General features: G+C 73.8%; 18 protein-coding genes and 1 riboswitch. Of the genes, 13 read left to right on the plus strand and 5 right to left on the minus strand.

The window, feature by feature from the left end; translation table 11 throughout:
* Positions 1–28: 28 nt before the first annotated feature.
* Positions 29–158, minus strand: a riboswitch (cobalamin riboswitch).
* Between the two features lie 340 nt (positions 159–498).
* Positions 499–834, minus strand: coding sequence for a hypothetical protein (locus ABZU91_RS14165; protein WP_355239092.1), 336 nt, complete (start codon positions 832–834; stop codon positions 499–501).
* Between the two features lie 130 nt (positions 835–964).
* Here ABZU91_RS14165 and ABZU91_RS14170 point away from each other — a divergent pair, with 130 nt between their 5' ends.
* From ABZU91_RS14170 to ABZU91_RS14190, 5 genes are all read left to right on the plus strand, one after another.
* A complete protein-coding gene (locus tag ABZU91_RS14170; RefSeq protein WP_355239095.1) occupies positions 965–1,540 on the plus strand; it encodes an RNA polymerase sigma factor in 576 nt (191 codons plus the stop codon).
* Positions 1,533–2,294 (plus strand): hypothetical protein, encoded by a 762-nt coding sequence (locus ABZU91_RS14175; protein WP_355239097.1) that lies wholly within the window; start codon positions 1,533–1,535, stop codon positions 2,292–2,294. Before ABZU91_RS14170 ends, ABZU91_RS14175 begins: the two co-directional genes overlap by 8 nt.
* 73 nt (positions 2,295–2,367) lie before the next feature.
* On the plus strand, positions 2,368–2,901 hold the full coding sequence (locus tag ABZU91_RS14180) for a hypothetical protein (RefSeq protein ID WP_355239100.1): 534 nt from the start codon (positions 2,368–2,370) through the stop codon (positions 2,899–2,901).
* 124 nt (positions 2,902–3,025) lie between these two features.
* The gene (helR, locus tag ABZU91_RS14185; protein WP_355239103.1) at positions 3,026–5,185 is read left to right on the plus strand and encodes an RNA polymerase recycling motor ATPase HelR; all 2,160 of its coding nucleotides are present in this window, start codon (positions 3,026–3,028) and stop codon (positions 5,183–5,185) included.
* Between the two features lie 10 nt (positions 5,186–5,195).
* Entirely contained in the window at positions 5,196–5,858 is a 663-nt protein-coding gene (locus ABZU91_RS14190) for a hypothetical protein (protein ID WP_355239106.1), read from the plus strand.
* Between the two features lie 129 nt (positions 5,859–5,987).
* Here the strand turns inward: ABZU91_RS14190 and ABZU91_RS14195 are convergent, their stop codons facing one another.
* Together ABZU91_RS14195 and ABZU91_RS14200 are read right to left on the minus strand one after the other, a co-directional pair.
* Positions 5,988–6,884 carry an aldo/keto reductase gene (locus ABZU91_RS14195; protein WP_355239108.1) on the minus strand — a complete coding sequence of 299 codons (897 nt, stop codon included), beginning with the start codon at positions 6,882–6,884 and terminating at the stop codon, positions 5,988–5,990.
* 73 nt (positions 6,885–6,957) lie between these two features.
* A complete protein-coding gene (locus tag ABZU91_RS14200) occupies positions 6,958–8,247 on the minus strand; it encodes an MFS transporter (RefSeq protein ID WP_355239111.1) in 1,290 nt (429 codons plus the stop codon).
* Positions 8,248–8,407: 160 nt separating this feature from the next.
* Here ABZU91_RS14200 and ABZU91_RS14205 point away from each other — a divergent pair, with 160 nt between their 5' ends.
* Positions 8,408–9,397, plus strand: a complete 990-nt coding sequence (locus ABZU91_RS14205) for a LacI family DNA-binding transcriptional regulator (RefSeq protein ID WP_355239114.1) — start codon at positions 8,408–8,410, stop codon at positions 9,395–9,397.
* A 76-nt stretch (positions 9,398–9,473) separates the two neighbouring features.
* Entirely contained in the window at positions 9,474–10,175 is a 702-nt protein-coding gene (locus ABZU91_RS14210) for a phospholipase (RefSeq protein WP_355239117.1), read from the plus strand.
* A gap of 18 nt (positions 10,176–10,193) precedes the next feature.
* On the opposite strand, the gene ABZU91_RS14215 is transcribed toward ABZU91_RS14210, so the two are convergent.
* Positions 10,194–11,315: an FUSC family protein gene (locus ABZU91_RS14215; protein WP_355239120.1), complete on the minus strand. Its 1,122-nt coding sequence runs from the start codon at positions 11,313–11,315 to the stop codon at positions 10,194–10,196.
* A 162-nt stretch (positions 11,316–11,477) separates the two neighbouring features.
* The gene (locus ABZU91_RS14220) at positions 11,478–12,107 is read right to left on the minus strand and encodes a TetR/AcrR family transcriptional regulator (RefSeq protein ID WP_355239123.1); all 630 of its coding nucleotides are present in this window, start codon (positions 12,105–12,107) and stop codon (positions 11,478–11,480) included.
* A 67-nt stretch (positions 12,108–12,174) separates the two neighbouring features.
* Here ABZU91_RS14220 and ABZU91_RS14225 point away from each other — a divergent pair, with 67 nt between their 5' ends.
* From ABZU91_RS14225 to ABZU91_RS14250, 6 genes are all read left to right on the plus strand, one after another.
* A complete protein-coding gene (locus tag ABZU91_RS14225; protein WP_355239126.1) occupies positions 12,175–13,338 on the plus strand; it encodes an FAD-dependent oxidoreductase in 1,164 nt (387 codons plus the stop codon).
* A gap of 158 nt (positions 13,339–13,496) precedes the next feature.
* Positions 13,497–14,303: a DUF3153 domain-containing protein gene (locus ABZU91_RS14230; protein ID WP_355239129.1), complete on the plus strand. Its 807-nt coding sequence runs from the start codon at positions 13,497–13,499 to the stop codon at positions 14,301–14,303.
* A 147-nt stretch (positions 14,304–14,450) separates the two neighbouring features.
* Positions 14,451–14,786 (plus strand): hypothetical protein, encoded by a 336-nt coding sequence (locus ABZU91_RS14235; RefSeq protein WP_355239132.1) that lies wholly within the window; start codon positions 14,451–14,453, stop codon positions 14,784–14,786.
* A gap of 12 nt (positions 14,787–14,798) precedes the next feature.
* Positions 14,799–15,407, plus strand: a complete 609-nt coding sequence (locus ABZU91_RS14240) for a glycine zipper family protein (protein WP_355239135.1) — start codon at positions 14,799–14,801, stop codon at positions 15,405–15,407.
* Positions 15,404–16,102 (plus strand): carboxypeptidase-like regulatory domain-containing protein, encoded by a 699-nt coding sequence (locus ABZU91_RS14245; RefSeq protein WP_355239137.1) that lies wholly within the window; start codon positions 15,404–15,406, stop codon positions 16,100–16,102. Before ABZU91_RS14240 ends, ABZU91_RS14245 begins: the two co-directional genes overlap by 4 nt.
* A gap of 23 nt (positions 16,103–16,125) precedes the next feature.
* Positions 16,126–17,355 carry a phage tail sheath subtilisin-like domain-containing protein gene (locus ABZU91_RS14250; protein WP_355239140.1) on the plus strand — a complete coding sequence of 410 codons (1,230 nt, stop codon included), beginning with the start codon at positions 16,126–16,128 and terminating at the stop codon, positions 17,353–17,355.

The raw sequence follows: 17,355 nt of genomic DNA on the forward strand, positions 1-17,355 counted from the left end.
CACGCCCTGGGGTACGTCCCGACGGCCGAAGTATCCTGGCTTCCGGATCGATGCTCTCCCCCGGCCTTCCAACCGCAGACACACGGCCGTGACTCACGAGGGGGGATCGCTCCCCGGTGACAGTGGCGGGACCGCGTCGGATTCGCACCGACTTCCTTCACTGCCGTCAGGCCGCGAATGCTGCCACACCCCCACGCTGCGGGTCAACGCCGCTCCGGCCCGCCCAGCAGGCGCGCGTCGCCGAGCTGCGGCGGTGGACACCGCCGCCGATGCCCCCGCCTCGATGCCCGCCCTGCTGTTCGCCACCTCGCTACCCGCACCCGGATGCCTCGCACCTCGCTGCCCGCGGCCCCTGCCCGACATCCTTTGCTCTGCTTCCCTACCGGCAACGCGGACGGGGTCGCACTGGCGCCTCTGGTGAAGCAGAGCAAAGGATGCGCAGAGCCCCCTGGCCCGCGTCGGCGGCAGGACGGGGGTGGGCTTGCGGCCGGATGTGTCTCAGCGGGCGTGGCGCTCCGGGTGTGCCCGATTCCACACCCGCATCCGCTCCGGATAGCCGGTGCGGGCCGCCTCGTACAGCGGCACCGCGTGCTTGCGGGCGATGTCGCCGGCCGCCCGGGGTGTGCCGGTGCGGCGGCGGATCCACTCACCGTCGTAGGCGATCGCGACCACTGTGGTGTCGGTGGCGGTGGTCTCCGGCTCCAGGTAGAACTCCACCCCGCGCCGGCTGGCGACGAACGCCTCCAACGCGGCGAGGTCGTCCCGGGTGGCCTCGCGGTCCAGCTTCGTCGGGGTCGCCTCGGCGCCTCGTGACCGCCGGTTGAACCAGCCCATGCCCAGCCCCTCTCCTTCGACGCCACCTCCAGTTCAGCACCGATTCCTGGCAATACGCTGCACGGCGGGTGGGAAAAATCTGACTCACCGGGTCCCGGGCGGAACCCGACACGCGCGAGCGGTGTCAGCAGTGCGAGCCAAACCGGAGGTTCCCCTGGACGACGACGTGCTCGTCACCCGCGCCCGAGCCGGTGACCTGGAGGCGTACGACCTCCTGGTCGCCCGGCACACCGCGTCCGCGTACCGGACGGCGGTGCTGCTCGGCGCGGGACCGGACTCCGAGGACGTCGTCCAGGAGGCGTTCGTGAAGGGGTACCGCAAGCTGTCCCGGTACCGGGGGGAGGCGTCCTTCCGCTCCTGGCTGCTCGCGATCGTCGCCAACGAGACCCGCAACCTGCACCGGTCCCGCTCGCGCCGGGACGGCCTGGTCCTGCGGGCGGCGGCGACCCACTCGCCCGCGATCGCCGGGGACGACGCGGTCGGCGCGGTCCTCGCCGGTGAGCGCCGCGCCCAGCTGGTGGCGGCCCTGCGCCAACTGCCGGAACGGGACCGCGAGGTGATCGTCTGTCGGTTCCTCCTCGACCTCGGCGAGCAGGAGACGGGCGTCATGCTGGGCTGGCCCCGGGGAACGGTGAAGTCGCGGACCTCGCGGGCGCTGGCGAAACTGCGCGCCCTGCTCGTCGACGAGGAGGCGCACCATGGATGACCTCGGCCGAAACGCCGGCGACCTCGACGCGGAGCTGCGCGGCCTCGAAGCGGAGCTGCACGACCTCGGCGCCTGGCTGGCGACGCCGGACGCGCCGGACGTGACCGCACGCGTACACGACCGTCTCGTGCGCGACGTACGCGGACGGCGTCGATGGCGGTCCCTCGCCGCGGCGACGCTCGTGGCCCTGCTGGTCGCGGCGCTGCCGCCGACGCGCGCCGCCGTCGCCGACGCCGTCGGGGAGGTGCTGCGCTTCGCGGGCGTCGAGATCGCCACGTCGCCGACGCCGTCGTCGCCCGGCGGCGAGCCGTCACCCCTGCCGTCGCTGCGGACGGTGGGCCTCGACGAGGCGCGACGGGCGGTGCGCTTCCCGATCCGTGTGCCGCCCGCGCTCGGTCCGCCGGAGCGGGTGTCGATCGCCGATCCCGACGGCACTGGCGCGTACCGGGTGGCGACGTTGCTCTACGACGGTGGCTCGCTGCGCCTCGACGCGTTCGACGGTCGCCTCGACCTCGCGTTCCACAAACGGACCAGCCGTGCGGGAACGGAGTGGACGCAGGTCGACGGCGACTTCGCCATCTGGGTCGACGGTCCCCACGTGCTGTCCTACGTCGACCGGTCGGGCCAGATCCGTCAGGAGACCGCCCGGCTCGCGGCGCCGACCCTGATCTGGGAGCAGGGCGGGGTGACCTACCGCCTGGAGGGCGCGCGCACGCGAGCCGCGGCGGTGGCGATCGCCGAGTCGCTGCTCTAACTTTCCCGGAACCTGCGCGGCCCAAGCGGTGTCCCCCTGGTACGGGGCACACGTCTCTTCGAGAGGGAGCGCAATGGTCACCTGGGGCAGGTTCCTACTGGGTACGGTCCTCCTGCTGACGGCCTGCACGGCCGCCGGCCGGCCGGAGACGTCGACCGACGGCTCGGTCACGGCGACGCCCGCCGACGGCCCGGCCACAACGTCGGCGACCGGCTGCACGGCGCGGGTCGAGACGGGGACGCTGCCCGACTGGGCGGACGCGGGGTTCACCGGTGACGCCCGCGCCCCGCACACCATCGGCGCGCGGGGCGAGATCGCGGCGGTGCTGTTCGGCGATCCGCTGGCCCAGGTCCGACCGGACGGGTCGAGCAACAAGATCCTGTGGGTGGCGCGGCCCACCACGACGTCGCCGGCCACGACCGCGTCGGCCACGCTGGAGATCACCGCCAGGCTGGACGGCACCGACACGGTAGTGACCCGCGAGGTCGCCGGGGGGCCGGGCCCGTCGATCATCGACCTGCCCCGTGCGGGGTGCTGGCATCTCGACCTGCGCTGGGCCGGGCGCACCGACACGATGGATCTCGTCTACGCCGAACGGAAGCCCTGAGGACGGGGAAGACCCTCCCGCCATATCCAACATATACCGCATGGGGGGACTTGCGGCAAGGCCCCCGGTGTCCCGCAGAATGGCCCGTCCAAGGCCATGACCTGCGGAAACGGGAGCCATGCGGATGAACGAGTCGTCGGCGGCGATCAGTGTGTTCGACCTGCCCGGGAACCGTGCCGCCAAGGCCGACCCGGCTCTCATCGCCCGCGACGAGCAACACTTCGCCGCGATCGCGGCGAGCCTCGCACGGTCGATCGCCGACCTGTCCGACCGCCTCGACGCCGAGCGTCGGGCGCCCGCCGGCAAGGGTCGCCAGGCGGTGGTCCGGGACGAGGAGGTCCGCCGCCTGAGCGGCCGCCTGCGCGCCCTGCGCCGGTTCGGTCTGGACCTGTGCCTCGGCCGCATCGTCCAGGCGGACGATCCCGCGCCGGTCTACATCGGACGCTTCGGTCTCACCGCCGCCGACGGTCGAAGGCTGCTGCTCGACTGGCGCTCCCCCGCGGCCGAGCCGTTCTTCGGCGCGACGCACGCCAACCCGATGGGCCTGGCGAGCCGACGTCGGTACCGCTGGACGCTCGGCCGCATCAGCGACTACTGGGACGAGGTGTTCACCCCGGACGGGTTCGCGGGACACGCCGCGCTCGACGACCAGTCGGCGTTCATCGCCAGCCTCGGCGGCAACCGGTCGGCCCGGATGCGCGACGTGCTCGGCACCATCCAGGCCGACCAGGACGCCATCATCCGGGCCGGGTCGGACGGCGCGCTCGTCGTCGACGGTGGCCCGGGTACGGGCAAGACGGTCGTCGCCCTGCACCGCACCGCGTACCTGCTCTACTCCGACCCGCGCCTGCGACAGCGCCGCGGCGGGGTGCTGTTCGTCGGACCGCACCAGCCCTATCTGGCGTACGTCGCCGACGTCCTGCCCAGCCTCGGCGAGGACGACGTGCAGACCTGCACCCTGCGGGACCTCGTGCCCCAGGGCGCCTCGGCGGCGGTCGAGACCGACCCCGAGGTGGAGCGGCTCAAGGCCTCGGCGGACCTGGTACGGGCGATCGACGCGGCCGTCCGGTTCTACGAGGAGCCGCCGACGACGGCGCTGACGGTCGCGGCCGGCGACACCGACGTCCGGCCGAGCGCGGACGACTGGGCCCAGGCGTTCGAGGCGCCCGGACCGGGCACCCCGCACAACGAGGCCCGCGACGAGATCTGGGACGAGCTGCTGAACATCCTGCTCGGCAGGTACGACGGCGACGAGCCGGAGGACGCCGTGCGCGCCACGCTGCGGCGCGACGCGACACTCCGTACGACGATCAACCGTGCCTGGCCGCTGCTCGACGCGACCGACATCGTCGCGGACCTGTGGTCCGTGCCCGCGTACCTGCGCAGGTGCGCCCCGTGGCTCGCCCCCGACGACGTCCGCCGGCTCCAGCGCGCCGACGCCCGCGCGTGGACGGTGGCCGACCTGCCGCTGCTGGACGCGGCGCGGCAGCGGCTCGGCGACCCGGAGGCGTCGCGGCGCAACCGCCGACGCGAGGCGACGATCGCCACCGAGCGGGTCCGCATGGCGGCGGTCGTCGACGAGCTGATCGAGGCGCACACCTACGACGACGGCGAGGGCGTGCTGTCCAGCCTGCGCCAACTGGACCTGCAGGACGCGCTGGTCGACGAGGCCGTCCTGCCCAGCGCCGACGCGGATCTGCTGGCCGGCCCGTTCGCGCACATCGTCGTGGACGAGGCGCAGGAGCTGACCGACGCGCAGTGGCAGATGCTCCTGCTGCGCTGCCCGTCGCGCAGCTTCACCATCGTCGGGGACCGCGCCCAGGCCCGGAACGGGTTCACCGGGTCGTGGCGGGAACGACTCGCCCGCGTCGGACTCGACCGGGTGACGCTGACCTCGCTGACCATCAACTACCGGACGCCCCGGGAGGTCATGGCGCAGGCCGAGCCGGTCATCCGGGCCGTGCTTCCGGACGCGAACGTGCCGACCTCGATCCGCGGCAACGGCATCCCGGTCACCCACGGGTCGGTGCGCGACCTGGACGCGATCGTCGACGGCTGGCTCGCGGAGCACGCCGAGGGGATCGCCTGCGTCATCGGCGAGCCCACGTTCCGGCCGACGACGGATCGCGTCCGGTCGCTGAGCCCGGAACTGTCCAAGGGGTTGGAGTTCGACCTGGTCGTCCTCGTCGACCCGGAGGCGTTCGGCGAGGGCATCCAGGGGGCGGTCGACAGGTACGTGGCGATGACGCGCGCGACCCAGCGGCTCGTCGTCCTCACCGATTAGGCTGCCGGGCGTGTCGGACGACGTGCGGGAGGCGGCGGCGCACAACAACGCGCAATGGTGCGATGCCGTGTGCGCCAGTCACGGGCTGGTCGGGCGGATCGACGCCGAGGCGTGGTCGGTGCCCCGCCGCTCCCCACCCTGGTATCCGGACGCGGTCACCCTGCGCCCCGGCGTCGACCCCGACGCGCTGCTGGCGCGGATCGACGCCGGGGCCGGCGCGTCGGTGAAGGACAGCTTCGCCGACGTGGACCTCTCGGCGTACGGGTTCCGGGTGCTCTTCGAGGCGCAGTGGATCCATCGCCCGCCCACCGAGCCGCCGGCCGGCGCGCCGCTCACCCCGGTCACTACTGCGCGAGGGCTGGCGGCCTGGGCGAGCGCGCACGGCGGTGGGGAGCTGTTCCGCCCGGCGCTGCTGGCCGACCCGCGAATCCGGGTGCTGGCCCGCTTCGACGATCGGGGCGCTGTCGTCGGCGGGGCGGTGCTCAGTGGCGACGACCCGGTGGGCGTCTCCAACCTGTTCAGCAGCACGGACGACCCGGACGAGATCTGGCGTGCGGTCGTCGTCACCCGACCCGACGTACCCCTGGTCGGCTACGAGTCCGCGCCCGACCTGCCCCCGGCCCGCCGAGCCGGCTTCCTCCCCGCGGGTCCCCTGCGCGTCTGGCTCCGATGATCATGGAGTTATGAGCGCGACACGCCGGCATCCTTGGCAATAACTTCATGATCACCGGCAGCGGCAGCGGCAGCGGCGGCGGCAGCGGGCCCGGCCGGGGCGGGGCGGGCCGGGGGGCCGGGGCGGGGTTCAGGTCAGGCGGGTCAGGTCCTCGGGGGTTAGGCGTAGGGACGCGGCGGCGATGTTCTCGACCAGGTGTGCGGGGTCGCCGGTGCCGGGGATGGCGAGGACGTGCTCGCCCTGGTGCAGGGTCCAGGCCAGGCGTACCTGCGACGGGGTGACGCCGTGGTCGCGGGCTACCGCCTCGACGGCCGCCCCCGGCGCGGCGGTCGCGCCCGCCTCCCGGGACGTTCCGGCCAGCGCGAAGAACGGCACGTAGGCGATCCCCCGCGCACCGCAGGCCCGGACGAAGGCGTCCTGCTCCCGGTACGCGTCCACCCCGTAGTTGTTCTGCACGCAGACCACCGGTGCGATGGCGGCCGCCTCGTCCAGCTGCTCGGGCCGGGCGTTGGACAGTCCGAGGTGCCGGATCAGCCCGGCGTCGCGCAGCTCTGCCAGGACGCCGAACCGCTCGGCCAGCGGCCACGTGCCCGGCCCCCGGCCGAGCCGCAGGTTCACCACGTCGAGCTGGTCGCGGCCGAGACGACGCAGGTTCTCCTCGACCTGCGCGCGCAGCTGCGCGGGGGTGACCGCCTCGGTGAACCCGGCCTCCGGGTCGTAGCCGAAGCCGACCTTGGTGGCGATCACCAGATCCTCGGGGTACGGGGCGAGGGCCGCCCGGATCAGCTCGGTGGCGTACCGGGCGGGACCGGTGCCCACCCGCAGGGTTCCGCCGGGCGAGACGTAGAACGCGGCCGTGTCGATGTGGTTGACACCCAGCTCCACCGCGCGGCGCAGCAGCGCTATCGCACGCTCGCGGTCCGGGTTCGCGGTGATCCGCATCGAGCCGAAGCCCATCCGGCGCACCGTGCGGTCGCCCAGGGTCCAGGTGCCCGCCGCGGCGGCGGTGATCTCGTCAGTTGGCATCGGGCGACCGTAGCCACGGCGGGCGCGCGGCGCACTCGGCCGCACGCCCGATACCGGTACGCCCCGATCCGGGTTAGTTTGGTGGTGTTGCCGACGTCTGCCCGGCGGCGGCCTCCTTCGACATGTCCCGGGCAGCGACCGGCGGGCGCAGCGTCGGCACCAGCGCCAGGGTCGGCAGGAGCAGCAGCGGCACCACCAGCAGCGCCCGCAGGATGCCGACGTGGTCGCCGAGCAGCCCCAGCAGCGGCGGGCCACCCAGGAAGGCCGTGTAGCCGATCACCGCGACCACGCTGACCCGTACCGCCGCGTGCGCCTCCTCGTCGGCCGCCGCGCTCATGCCGACCGGGAAGCCCAGCGACGCGCCGATCCCCCACAGCGCCACGCCGACGATGGCCACCGGACCCGAGCCGGCCAGCACGGCCAGCGCCGCGCCGGCGGCGGCGAGCAGGACGGTGCCGCAGAGCACCGGCACCCGGCCCCAGCGGTCCAAGGCGACAGTGCCGGCGGTACGCCCGAGGGTCATGCCGACGACGAACACGCCGAACACCGCCGCGCCGGCCGCCTCGCTGAGGTCGAGGCCGTCCACGAACGCGACCGCCAGCCAGTCGTTGGCGCTGCCCTCGGTGAACGCCGCCACCAGCACGAACAGCCCGATCAGCAGGGTGCGCGGCTCGCGCCACGCGGCGAGCTGGGCCCGACGGCGGCCGGCCGGGCTGGTGTCGGTCGAGGTGTCGGTGGCGTCGACGACAGGTTGCGGCAGGAACGCCCGGGACGCGAACGCGGTGCCGACCAGCACCACCACCGCGATTACTGCGACGTGCGCGCCGACCGGCACGTCCAGCCGGGCCGCGCCCGCGCCGAAGCCCGCGCCGGCCACCGAGCCGAGACTCCAGGCAGCGTGGAAGCGAGGCATGACGGTACGCCCCAACCGGCGCTCCACCGCCGCGCCCTCGACGTTCATCGCCACGTCGCAGGCGCCGGAGCCGTAACCGAAGGCGACCATCCCCAACGCGACGACGACGGCCGACCCGGCGACCGTAGCGCCCAGCCCGGCCACGATCAGGCCGATCGCGACGAGCACGGTGGCGAGGGTCACGGTGCGGGCCGAGCCGAGGCGCTGGGCGAGCAGGCCGGACGTCGGCATGGCGAGCAACGCGCCGACGCTCAGCGCCAGCAACAGCAGCCCGAGGCGGCCGGCGGACAGGTCCAGCGCCTCCCGGACGGCCGGCACCCGGGAGAACCAGCTGCCGACGGCCAGGCCGTTCAGGGTGAAGGTCAGGGCGACGCCGTTGCGGGCGAGCCGGACGGCCCGCGCCGGGACGGTGGCGTCCGGGGCGACGGCGGGACTGGTGGGGGCACTCACGGGGTGGTCCTCTTCCTAGGGGTGATCTCCTCGCACGATCGCACACCTGAGAGCGCTACCACCACAAGCGGGCCACCACCCCTTACCGGGAGCCCGCAGGTCGGGGGATGATTCCTGGCAGGCGTACGCCCGCACCGGCGGGCGCCGGGGGGAGGGCACGATGACGGCAGCGGCGCACCGGCCGGCCACGCTGGAGGACGTCGCCCGGGCCGCCGGCGTGTCCCGGTCCACCGCGTCGCGGGTGATCGCCGGCACGGGGTTCGCCTCGCCGGCCGCCCGGGCGCGGGTGGCGACGGCCGCCGACCAGCTCGGCTACGTGCCCAACCCGGCCGCCCGGGCACTGGTACGCGGCGGCGGCGTGCGGCTGGTGGTGGCCGCCCTGGGGACCAGCGCCGCGGTGCTGGACGACCCGTACGTCCACAAGGTGGTCGGCTCGGCCGCCCGGGTGTGCGCGCCGGCCGGCGTCGGAGTGGCGCTGCACTGGCTGCCGCTGGGCGAGCCGCACGGGCTCGACCAGCTCGCCGCCGACCGGAGCGTGTGCGGCGTCGTGCTGGTCAACACCACCGAGGAGTTGCTGGAGGCGGTACCCCGCGCACTGTATGGCCGGATCGCTTCGATCGGCATCGGCTCGGCCACGGTGCCGTCGTTCGACGTCGACAACACCGCCGGCACCGACGCGGTGCTGCGCCACCTGTACGCCACGGGCCGTCGCCGCATCGCCATGGTGACCGGTCCGCGTTGGCTGCCGTGCGCGCAGCGGCCGGTCCGGGCGTACCGCGACCTGATGCGCCAGGCTGGCCTGCCCGAGCGGGTCGTGCAGGGAGACTTCACGGCGGCGCGGGGCCGGGAGGCGGCCGGCGAGGCGCTGCGCCGCTGGCCGGACGTCGACGCGATCTACGCGATCAGCGACGAGACGGCCCTCGGCGTGATCGTGGCGCTGCGCGAGGACGGTGTGCGCGTACCCGGGGATGTCGCGGTGGCCGGTTTCGACGACATCCCGCTGGCCGGCATGACCGCGCCGGCGCTGACCACCGCGAGCCACCCCGTGGGCCGGATCGCCGCCGCGGCGGCCGCCGCCGTGCTGGCCGGTCGTCCGGGAGCGCCGGTGACGCTCTTCCCGTCCGCGCTGGTGGCCCGCGACAGTGCCTGAGCGCCCCGCCGGTTAACGGGCGGCCGGCCGGGTAACCGCCTCGCACCTCTCGTCGACCGCGAGGAGCTGGTGGCCCGTGTCCGACCCCGCGCCGCCGACCCGAGCGCCCGCGCAGGGCTCCCGGGACGGCCGGTTGACCACTCGCCCGCACCCGCCGGTGGTGACCGGGCCCACCGGTGTCGTGCCGCTGCCCGGCGGCGACGGCGGTAGGCCGGCGATGGCGTACGTGCCGGAGCCGGCGGCCGACCGCGCTCCCTACCGGCTGGTGGTGCTGCTGCACGGGGCGGGGGGTTCCGCCCGGCACGGACTGGACCTGCTGCTGCCGGTCGCGGACGCGTACCGCCTGCTGCTGATCGCCCCCCAGTCGTCGGCGACCAGTTGGGACCTGATCGCCGGTGACTTCGGGGTGGACGTCGGGCACATCGACGCGTTGCTGGCCAGCGCGTTCGACGGCTACCCGGTCGCCGGTGTGACGCTTGGCGGTTTCTCCGACGGGGCCTCGTACGCGCTCTCGCTGGGCCTGGCCAACGGCGACCTGGTCGACGCGGTGCTGGCCTTCTCCCCCGGCTTCGCCGCGCCGCCGGTCGTCCGCGGGCGACCACGGATCTTCGTCTCGCACGGGGTGGACGACCGAGTTCTGCCGATCGACGTGTGCAGCCGCCGCTTCGTGCCGCACCTGCGCGGTATCGGCTACGACGTCACCTACGAGGAGTTCGCCGGCGGCCACGACCTGCCCGCCCGGGTCCGCGAGACCGCCACCGACTGGCTCACCGCATGACCGGATCGCCGGGCCGGGTCAGACGGCGGGGAGGCCGAGGGCCTCGTCCACGCGCGCCAGGACGGCGGCGTCGTCGGGGTGCACGCCCCGCAGCAGGTCGATGGCCGTTGCCCGGACCTGACCGATGATCATGGCGAGGGGAAGGGTCTGGGTCGAGCCGAAGAGCTGCCCGGCGGTACGGACGGCGGCCAGCGCGGCGTCGTCCGCCCGCAGGGCGTGCTGGTCGGCGACGTCCTCCTGCCCGTCCAGGTCGGCGGCGAGGGCCCCGCCGGCCTCCCGGACCGCTTCCACCAGGCAGCGCAACGCGTCGCCCAGCTCGGGCGGCGTGGGAGTCCGCAGTCGACTGAGCGTCACACCGGCGCGGGCCAGCACCCGGACGTTGCGCACGACGTAGTCGATCTGCCGGACCGACTCGTCCACCGACCGCAGCCGGCCGATGTGCCGACGTCGGCGCACGTTGAGCCGCAGCGCCTCGCCGGCGGCGAGCACACCGTCGCGCAGTCCGTCGACCCGGGCGTCCATGCCCCGGGCGCGCGTGAGTGCCGCCACCGCCGCCGCCTCGTCGCGTTCGTCCAGCGCGTCGGCGATCTCGCCCAGCAGACCGGCCAGCTCGTCGAACGTCCGCCGCACCTCGGCGACGAGCGGCGCGAGCGGGTGCCGGGCGTCGACGAGCAGGCTGACGGCGAGCGCCACCGTGCCGCCGATCAGCGCGTCGACGAAGCGGAACGGCACCAGCGACGCGTCCGCCGGCGCGACCACCACCAGGTAGAGCGCGGAGACCGCGGCCTGCACCAGGGTCACGCCGGTGGCGCCGAAGGCGACCGCGAGCAGGACGGTGAGCAGGATGACGGCGCAGACCGTCCACGTGCTGCCGGGTCCCAGCGCCTGCACGACCAGGTCCGCGACGAGCACCCCGGCGGCGACCCCGAGCACCACCTCGACCGCCCGCCGGATGCGCTGCCCACGCGCCTGACCGAGGACGATCAGCGCGGCGGCCGGCGCGAAGAACGGCTGCGGGTGCCGGAGCAGGCGGGTAGCGAGCAGCCAGGCCACGGTCGCCGCGACGGTCGCCTCCAGCACCGGACGCCAACCCTGCCGCAACCGGCGGCCGGCGACACGCAGGCCCTCGAACCACGCCATCGCCACCTCCCACCGGTCGACCGACGCCGTGCACGGCCGGGAACGATCACCGGTCCACGGCCGGAACGCTTCTCGCGTGATCGTCCACCATCGCGCGGCGGCGCCGCCTAACGGGCTGCTCGCTGCCGTCCCGCTTTCGTCCTGCGCACAGTCCGGGCCCGCTCAACGTCCGGTCAGAGCGCGCAGCAGCGTACGGACGGCGTCGGCGAGGTCGGCGCGGCTGGCCGCGCTGCCGGAGGGCGGGGCGGTGAGCGCGCCCGCGCCGACCAGACGGTCGAAGAGCAGTCCGTCGACGTACGCGACGAACTGGTCACCCTGACGGTCGGGGTCGGTGGCGCCGGCCCGGCTCAGCAGGTCGCGTGCCTGTGCGCGAATGCCGGTGCCGTGTTGCAGGATGCCGCGCAGCTCCGGGCGGTGCACCGCCTCCAGGAGGCAGGCGTAGCGGGTCAGCGTGCGGCTGCGCCCCACGCTCAGCCACCGGTCGAGCACCTCGGCGACCCCGGCGGCGAGCTGGTCGAGGTCGCCGCTGTCCAGCCGGGGACCCGGCGCCGGGGCGGGCGGCTCGGTGGGCAAATCGTTCGCGGCCAGGTCCAGCCGGTCCCGCTCGACGAGGCGTTGCACGACCGCCTCGATCAGCGCCTGCCGGGTGCGCAGATACGCCGAGGTGGTGCCGGGTGGCAGCTCGGCGCGCGCGTCGACGGCCCGATGGGTGAGCGCCCGCATGCCGCCGTCGGCGATCAGTTCGATGGCCGCGTCGGTCAGCAGCGCGATCCGGTGGGCGCGGGCGTTCAACGGGGTTCCTCCTCTGCGCGGTGCGCAGGTAGTATCCCTCTTCTACAGGTGTAGAAGGGTGGACGACATGGACGAGCCACACGCGGTGGTGGTCGGCGGCGGCATCGGGGGGCTGAGCGCGGCGCTCGCCCTGCACCGGCGTGGTTGGCGGGTCACCGTGCTGGAACGCGCCCCCGAACTGCGCGAGGTGGGCGCCGGGCTGAGCCTGATGGCCAACGCGCTACGCGCCCTGGACGCCCTCGGCCTGAGCTCGGCCCTGCGGTCCAACGCGCACGCCGAGGCCCCCGGCGGGGTCCGCGACCGGCGGGGCCGGTGGCTGTCCCGCATGGACGCGGCAGAGATGGTCCGACAGCTCGGCACCAGCGCGCTCGGCGTCCACCGGGCCACGCTGCACCGCATCCTGCGCGAGGCGCTGCCCGCGTCGTCGCTGCACACCGGTGCCGAGGTCGAGCACGTCGACTCCGACTCCGACCACGCGACGGTGCGCTACCGCGGGCCCGACGGCCCGCGAACCCTCCACGCCGACCTGGTGGTCGGCGCCGACGGCCTGCGCAGCCGGCTGCGCGCCCAGCTCTGGCCGGAGATCCCCGCCCCGGTGTACGCGGGCTCGACGGCCTGGCGGGCCGCCATCGCGTTCCCGGAACCGATCCCGACGGCGATCACCTGGGGCCCGGCCGCCGAGTTCGGCATGGTGCCGATCGGCGACGGCTGGCTCTACTGGTACGCGGCCCGCAACGCCCCGCCCGGCGGCCACGCCCCGGACGAGCTGGCGGCGGTGCGGGAGCACTTCGGCACGTGGCACGACCCCATCCCCGCGCTGCTGGCGGCCACCCCACCCGGAGTGGTCCTGCGCAACGACATCCACCACCTGGCCACGGCGCTGCCGTCGTACGTGCGGGGACGGGTGGCGCTGCTCGGCGACGCGGCCCACGCGATGACGCCGAACCTCGGGCAGGGCGCCGGCCAGGCCATCGAGGACGCGGTGGTGCTCGGCGCGGCCTGCGCCGGGGGCGCGCAGGGGTTGCCCGCCGCCCTGGCGGCGTACGACGAGCAGCGTCGCCCCCGCACCCAGGCCGTCGCCCGCGCGTCCCTGCGCGCCGGGCGGTACGGCCAGCAACTGCGCAACCCTCTCGCCCTCGCGGCCCGCACCGCCGCGCTGCGCCTCGTCCCGGCCAGCGTCACGCTGCGGAGCATGACCTGGTGCGTCGACTGGCGGCCGCCGCAGGGCTGAGTCACCGCTCATTCCGGCCGGCGGCGCAAAGCTTCAGTCTATTCTTCGGGACCGCTCTCGGCCTCGGCCAAATACGACAGCGCGCCGGTACAATCGGCGACTACCTAGTGACCGATCGCTGACTGCCGATGGTGAAAGCGATCACACACACTGAGCGCATGAACAGGAGAGTCAACCGCGGTAGGGCATTCCGCGTCGCGGTGTGTCTCCTTCTGCTCGCCGCGTTGAGCGGCTGCATGCAACTCAACATGGGGCTCACCGTCAACGCCGACGACACGGTCGACGGCCAGTTGCTGCTGACCGCCCAGAAGTCCGTGCTGAGCTCCCAGAACAAGAACATCCCGGCCGCGTTCGCCGAGCTGCGGCAGAACATTCCGGCGCTGCCTCCCGGCGAGGAGACAGGCTACGAGGACAGCAAACTCTTCGGCACCCAGATCAATTACCGCAGGGCACCGCTGGCGGGCTTCGACAGCGCGAGCGTCAAACTGGTCCGGGACGGCGACTTCTACCGTTTCACGTTACCGCTGGACCCGAAGAAATACGGCGGGAAAGCTACCCAGCAGAATCCTCAACAGCAGCAGGCATTCCTCAAGCTGATGTCGTTCGAGATCTCGGTGACCTTTCCCGGACGGGTGATCGACACCAATGGCACCGTCAACGGTCGATCGGTCACCTGGAAGGTCGACTCCAACCAGGACAAGCCGACGGAGCTGCGCGCCGTCGCCGAGGCGCCGCCCCGCCCCTCGGCCTCGCCGGCGGCCGCCGACACCGACTCGGGTGGTTTCCCGTGGCTGCTGGTCGTCGGGGGCGTACTCCTGTTGCTCGTCCTCACCGCTGTGGTCGTACTCCTGCTGCGTCGGCGTCGCTCGGCGGCGCCGGCGGCACCCGGTGCGGCCGCGTCCGACCCGACCGTTCCCGGCCCGACCCCGCCGGGGCCGCCCGCCGGCGCGCCCGGGCCCGGCTGATCCATCCGGTGGCCGGCCCCGCCGGCCACGTCCCGGCTCCGGCCGCCCCGCGACGACGGCGACCGGCGTCGGTGCTCCTCAAGCGGAGCACCGGCCTCACCACCACCACATCCCCGGTCGCACCATCGCAGAAAAGGGGGGATCGCCGTGAACGATCTCTTCACCTGGGCAGCCCTGGGCAGCCTCGCCGGCGCGAGCGCCGCCACCCTGCTGGCCACCAACGTCATCGGCGGGCTGATCGGCCCGAGCGGCGACAAGCTCCGCAAGTGGATCGCCATCGCGATCGCGCTGCTGCTGTCCTACGTGTCGGCGGCGTTCGCCGACGACGCCGGCGGCGAAAAGTGGATCATCGCGTTCTTCAACGCGCTGGTGATCTTCTCGGCCGCGCTCGGCGTCAACCAGTTCCCACCCGGCAACCGGCAGGCGACGCCCACGCAGGTCGCCAGCGGCCGTGAGCCCCGCGTCTTCCGCTCCTGGGTCTGAGGGGGTGACGTCATGATCTTCGGCATTCTCAGCGCGGTGATCCAGATGGCCGCCGGCGCCGTCCTCGGCCTCCTGGCCGGCGGCCCGATCGGCCTGCTCATCGGCGCCGTCGTGGGCCTGCTGGTCGGGGCGGCGTTCGGCTGGGCGGTCACCTCCGCAGGGGTGTACGCCCCGGACGCCCGCGGCATCTTCCTCTTCGTCGTCGACCACACGTGGAGCCTGCTCAACACCGTGGTCGGAGCCATCTACCTGGTCGCGCACCTCGTCTTCGGGCACTCACTCGACCGGCCCACCTCGTCTGCCAGTGGCCGGGTCAGCCTGATCGAGGGCGTGTCCCCGCGCTACGCCACCACCATCGGCACCGTCTGCGCCGGCTCCAGCCCGAGCATCCAACGCCACGAGGACGTGCACATCTTCCAGGCGCGCCTGCTCGGGCCGCTCTACATCCCGCTGGTGCTGGCGAACTACGTGCTGTTCACCATCGCGCCGATCTGGCTGCTCTACCACGACCACACCAACGCGCCGATCAACCGGTTCACCCGCTACTTCGAGATCGGCGTCTACCCGCACGTGTGGAACGAGGCCATCGCGTACCGCATCCAGGGGACGCCGCCGCGATGACCGCCGACGGGCGCGGACCGATCGAGGCGGCCACCGCCGCGCTTGTCGACTGGCTGACCAGCGCGGCGGGGAAACCCGTCCCGATCGGCCCGCCCCACGCCGGTGACGACGCCGACGGGCTGACCCTGTGGCCCCTCGAACTGCGCCCGGCCCGGCAGACCCGGTCCAGCGGCGCGGTCCGCGAGCCGTACCGGTTCACGGTCCGCTACCTGCTCTGCGTGGCCGGCCCGGCCGCGTTCACCGCCCTGGACCGGGTGCTCACCGCCGCGACCCGCGACGGCACCTGTGACGTGGTGCTGGAAGCCGGCGCGGCGGAGCTGTGGAACGCCTTCGGTGCCGCGCCCCGGCCGGCGCTGCTGCTCGACGTACCGGCTCAGGTGGACCACCCGACGGCGGCCGCGCCCCCGGTCCTGCAACCGCTGCGGCTGCGTCAGGTCGCGGTGCGCGCGCTCGCCGGCCGGGTCGTCGGTCCGCAGGACCAGCCCCTCGCCGCCATGCGCGTCGAGGTGCCCGGCACCGCGTCCGCGACCCGCACCGGGCCCGACGGCCGGTTCCTGATTGCCGGGGTCCCGCACGACCCCGAACACCCCCATCCGGTACGGCTGCGGCTGAGCGGGCGCGGACTCGTGCTCACCGCCGACGTCGACGCGGACGACGACGACATCGTCATCGTCTGCGCGCCACCGCCCCACTGACGCCCACCCGCACAGGAGGATCGATGCCCAGCTACTTCTCCCCCGGCATCTACGTCGAGGAGGTCCCCAGCGGCGCACGACCGATCGGACCGGTGAGCACCAGCATCGCCGCGTTCGTCGGCCTCGCCCCGAACCGCGACGCTCACCTGGGCAAGGCCGTGCCGGTCAACAACTGGTCCGAGTTCCTGCGGCTGTTCGCCGAGGGGGACGAGGTGGAGAGCACCCCGCTCGCACGGGCCGTCTTCGGTTTCCTGGACAACGGCGGCGCACGCTGCTGGGTGGTCAACGTCGGCGAGGGCGGCGCGATCACCGGCACCGGCAAGCAACGCGGCGGGCTGCAACTGCTGGAGGCCATCGACGAGATCTCCATCATCGCCGCTCCGGGCTTCCACGACGTGGTGTCCCACGAGGCGCTGATCAGCATGGCCGAGCGCACCCGCACCATGGTCGCGATCTGCGACCCCGCCCCCGACATCGACGACATCTCCGCGTTGACCCGCGTCGCCACCCCGTCCTCCGGCAAGCCGCCGAAACCCGCCGAGGGTGCGGGGCCCGCCGCCGGTCCGGGCGGCGGGGAGGGACCGCCGGCGTACCGGCCCCGGCAGTCCGAGTACGCGGCGTTCTACTACCCGTACCTGCAGGTCCGTGACCCGATCTCCGGCGAGCTGGAACTGACACCGCCGAGCGGGCACCTGGCCGGCATCTGGGCCCGCACCGACGCGCTGCGCGGCGTGCACAAGGCGCCGGCCAACGAACCCGTACGCGGGGCCGTCGACCTGGGCTACCGGGTCACCCGACCCGAACACGACGTGCTCAACCCCAAGGGTGTCAACGTGATCCGCTACTTCGCCGGCGAGGGCATCCGCGTCTGGGGCGCCCGTACGCTCGCCGCCGAGGCCAGCGAATGGCGCTACCTCAACGTACGACGGCTGAGCATCGCCATCGAGCAGGCCATCGCCAACGGCACCCGCTGGATGGTGTTCGAGCCGAACGACTTCACCCTCTGGCGCTCGATCCGGCGCGACATCGGGGCGTTCCTGACCCGGGTGTGGCGCGACGGCGCGCTGCTCGGGCGCAGCCCCGAGGAGGCGTTCTTCGTCAAGTGCGACGAGGAGACCAACCCGCCGGACGTCCGCGACGCCGGCATGGTGATCGCCCACATCGGCATCGCCGTCGTCAAGCCCGCCGAATTCGTGGTGTTCAAGCTCAGCCAGTGGGCCGGCGGCACCGAGACCGAGACGATCGGAGGCTGA

The organism is Micromonospora sp. NPDC005174, from assembly GCF_040608495.1.
In the GTDB taxonomy this organism is placed as follows: Bacteria; Actinomycetota; Actinomycetes; order Mycobacteriales; family Micromonosporaceae; genus Micromonospora.

What these genes read in the sequence shown, in the direction of transcription:
- helR (WP_355239103.1), top strand. Translation starts at nt 3,026, where the DNA reads ATGAACGAGTCGTCGGCGGCGATCAGTGTGTTCGACCTGCCCGGGAAC.
- ABZU91_RS14250 (WP_355239140.1), top strand. Translation starts at nt 16,126, where the DNA reads ATGCCCAGCTACTTCTCCCCCGGCATCTACGTCGAGGAGGTCCCCAGC.
- ABZU91_RS14195 (WP_355239108.1), bottom strand. Translation starts at nt 6,884, where the DNA reads ATGCCAACTGACGAGATCACCGCCGCCGCGGCGGGCACCTGGACCCTG.
- ABZU91_RS14175 (WP_355239097.1), top strand. Translation starts at nt 1,533, where the DNA reads ATGGATGACCTCGGCCGAAACGCCGGCGACCTCGACGCGGAGCTGCGC.
- ABZU91_RS14245 (WP_355239137.1), top strand. Translation starts at nt 15,404, where the DNA reads ATGACCGCCGACGGGCGCGGACCGATCGAGGCGGCCACCGCCGCGCTT.
- ABZU91_RS14225 (WP_355239126.1), top strand. Translation starts at nt 12,175, where the DNA reads ATGGACGAGCCACACGCGGTGGTGGTCGGCGGCGGCATCGGGGGGCTG.
- ABZU91_RS14240 (WP_355239135.1), top strand. Translation starts at nt 14,799, where the DNA reads ATGATCTTCGGCATTCTCAGCGCGGTGATCCAGATGGCCGCCGGCGCC.
- ABZU91_RS14205 (WP_355239114.1), top strand. Translation starts at nt 8,408, where the DNA reads ATGACGGCAGCGGCGCACCGGCCGGCCACGCTGGAGGACGTCGCCCGG.
- ABZU91_RS14165 (WP_355239092.1), bottom strand. Translation starts at nt 834, where the DNA reads ATGGGCTGGTTCAACCGGCGGTCACGAGGCGCCGAGGCGACCCCGACG.
- ABZU91_RS14215 (WP_355239120.1), bottom strand. Translation starts at nt 11,315, where the DNA reads ATGGCGTGGTTCGAGGGCCTGCGTGTCGCCGGCCGCCGGTTGCGGCAG.
- ABZU91_RS14230 (WP_355239129.1), top strand. Translation starts at nt 13,497, where the DNA reads ATGAACAGGAGAGTCAACCGCGGTAGGGCATTCCGCGTCGCGGTGTGT.
- ABZU91_RS14180 (WP_355239100.1), top strand. Translation starts at nt 2,368, where the DNA reads ATGGTCACCTGGGGCAGGTTCCTACTGGGTACGGTCCTCCTGCTGACG.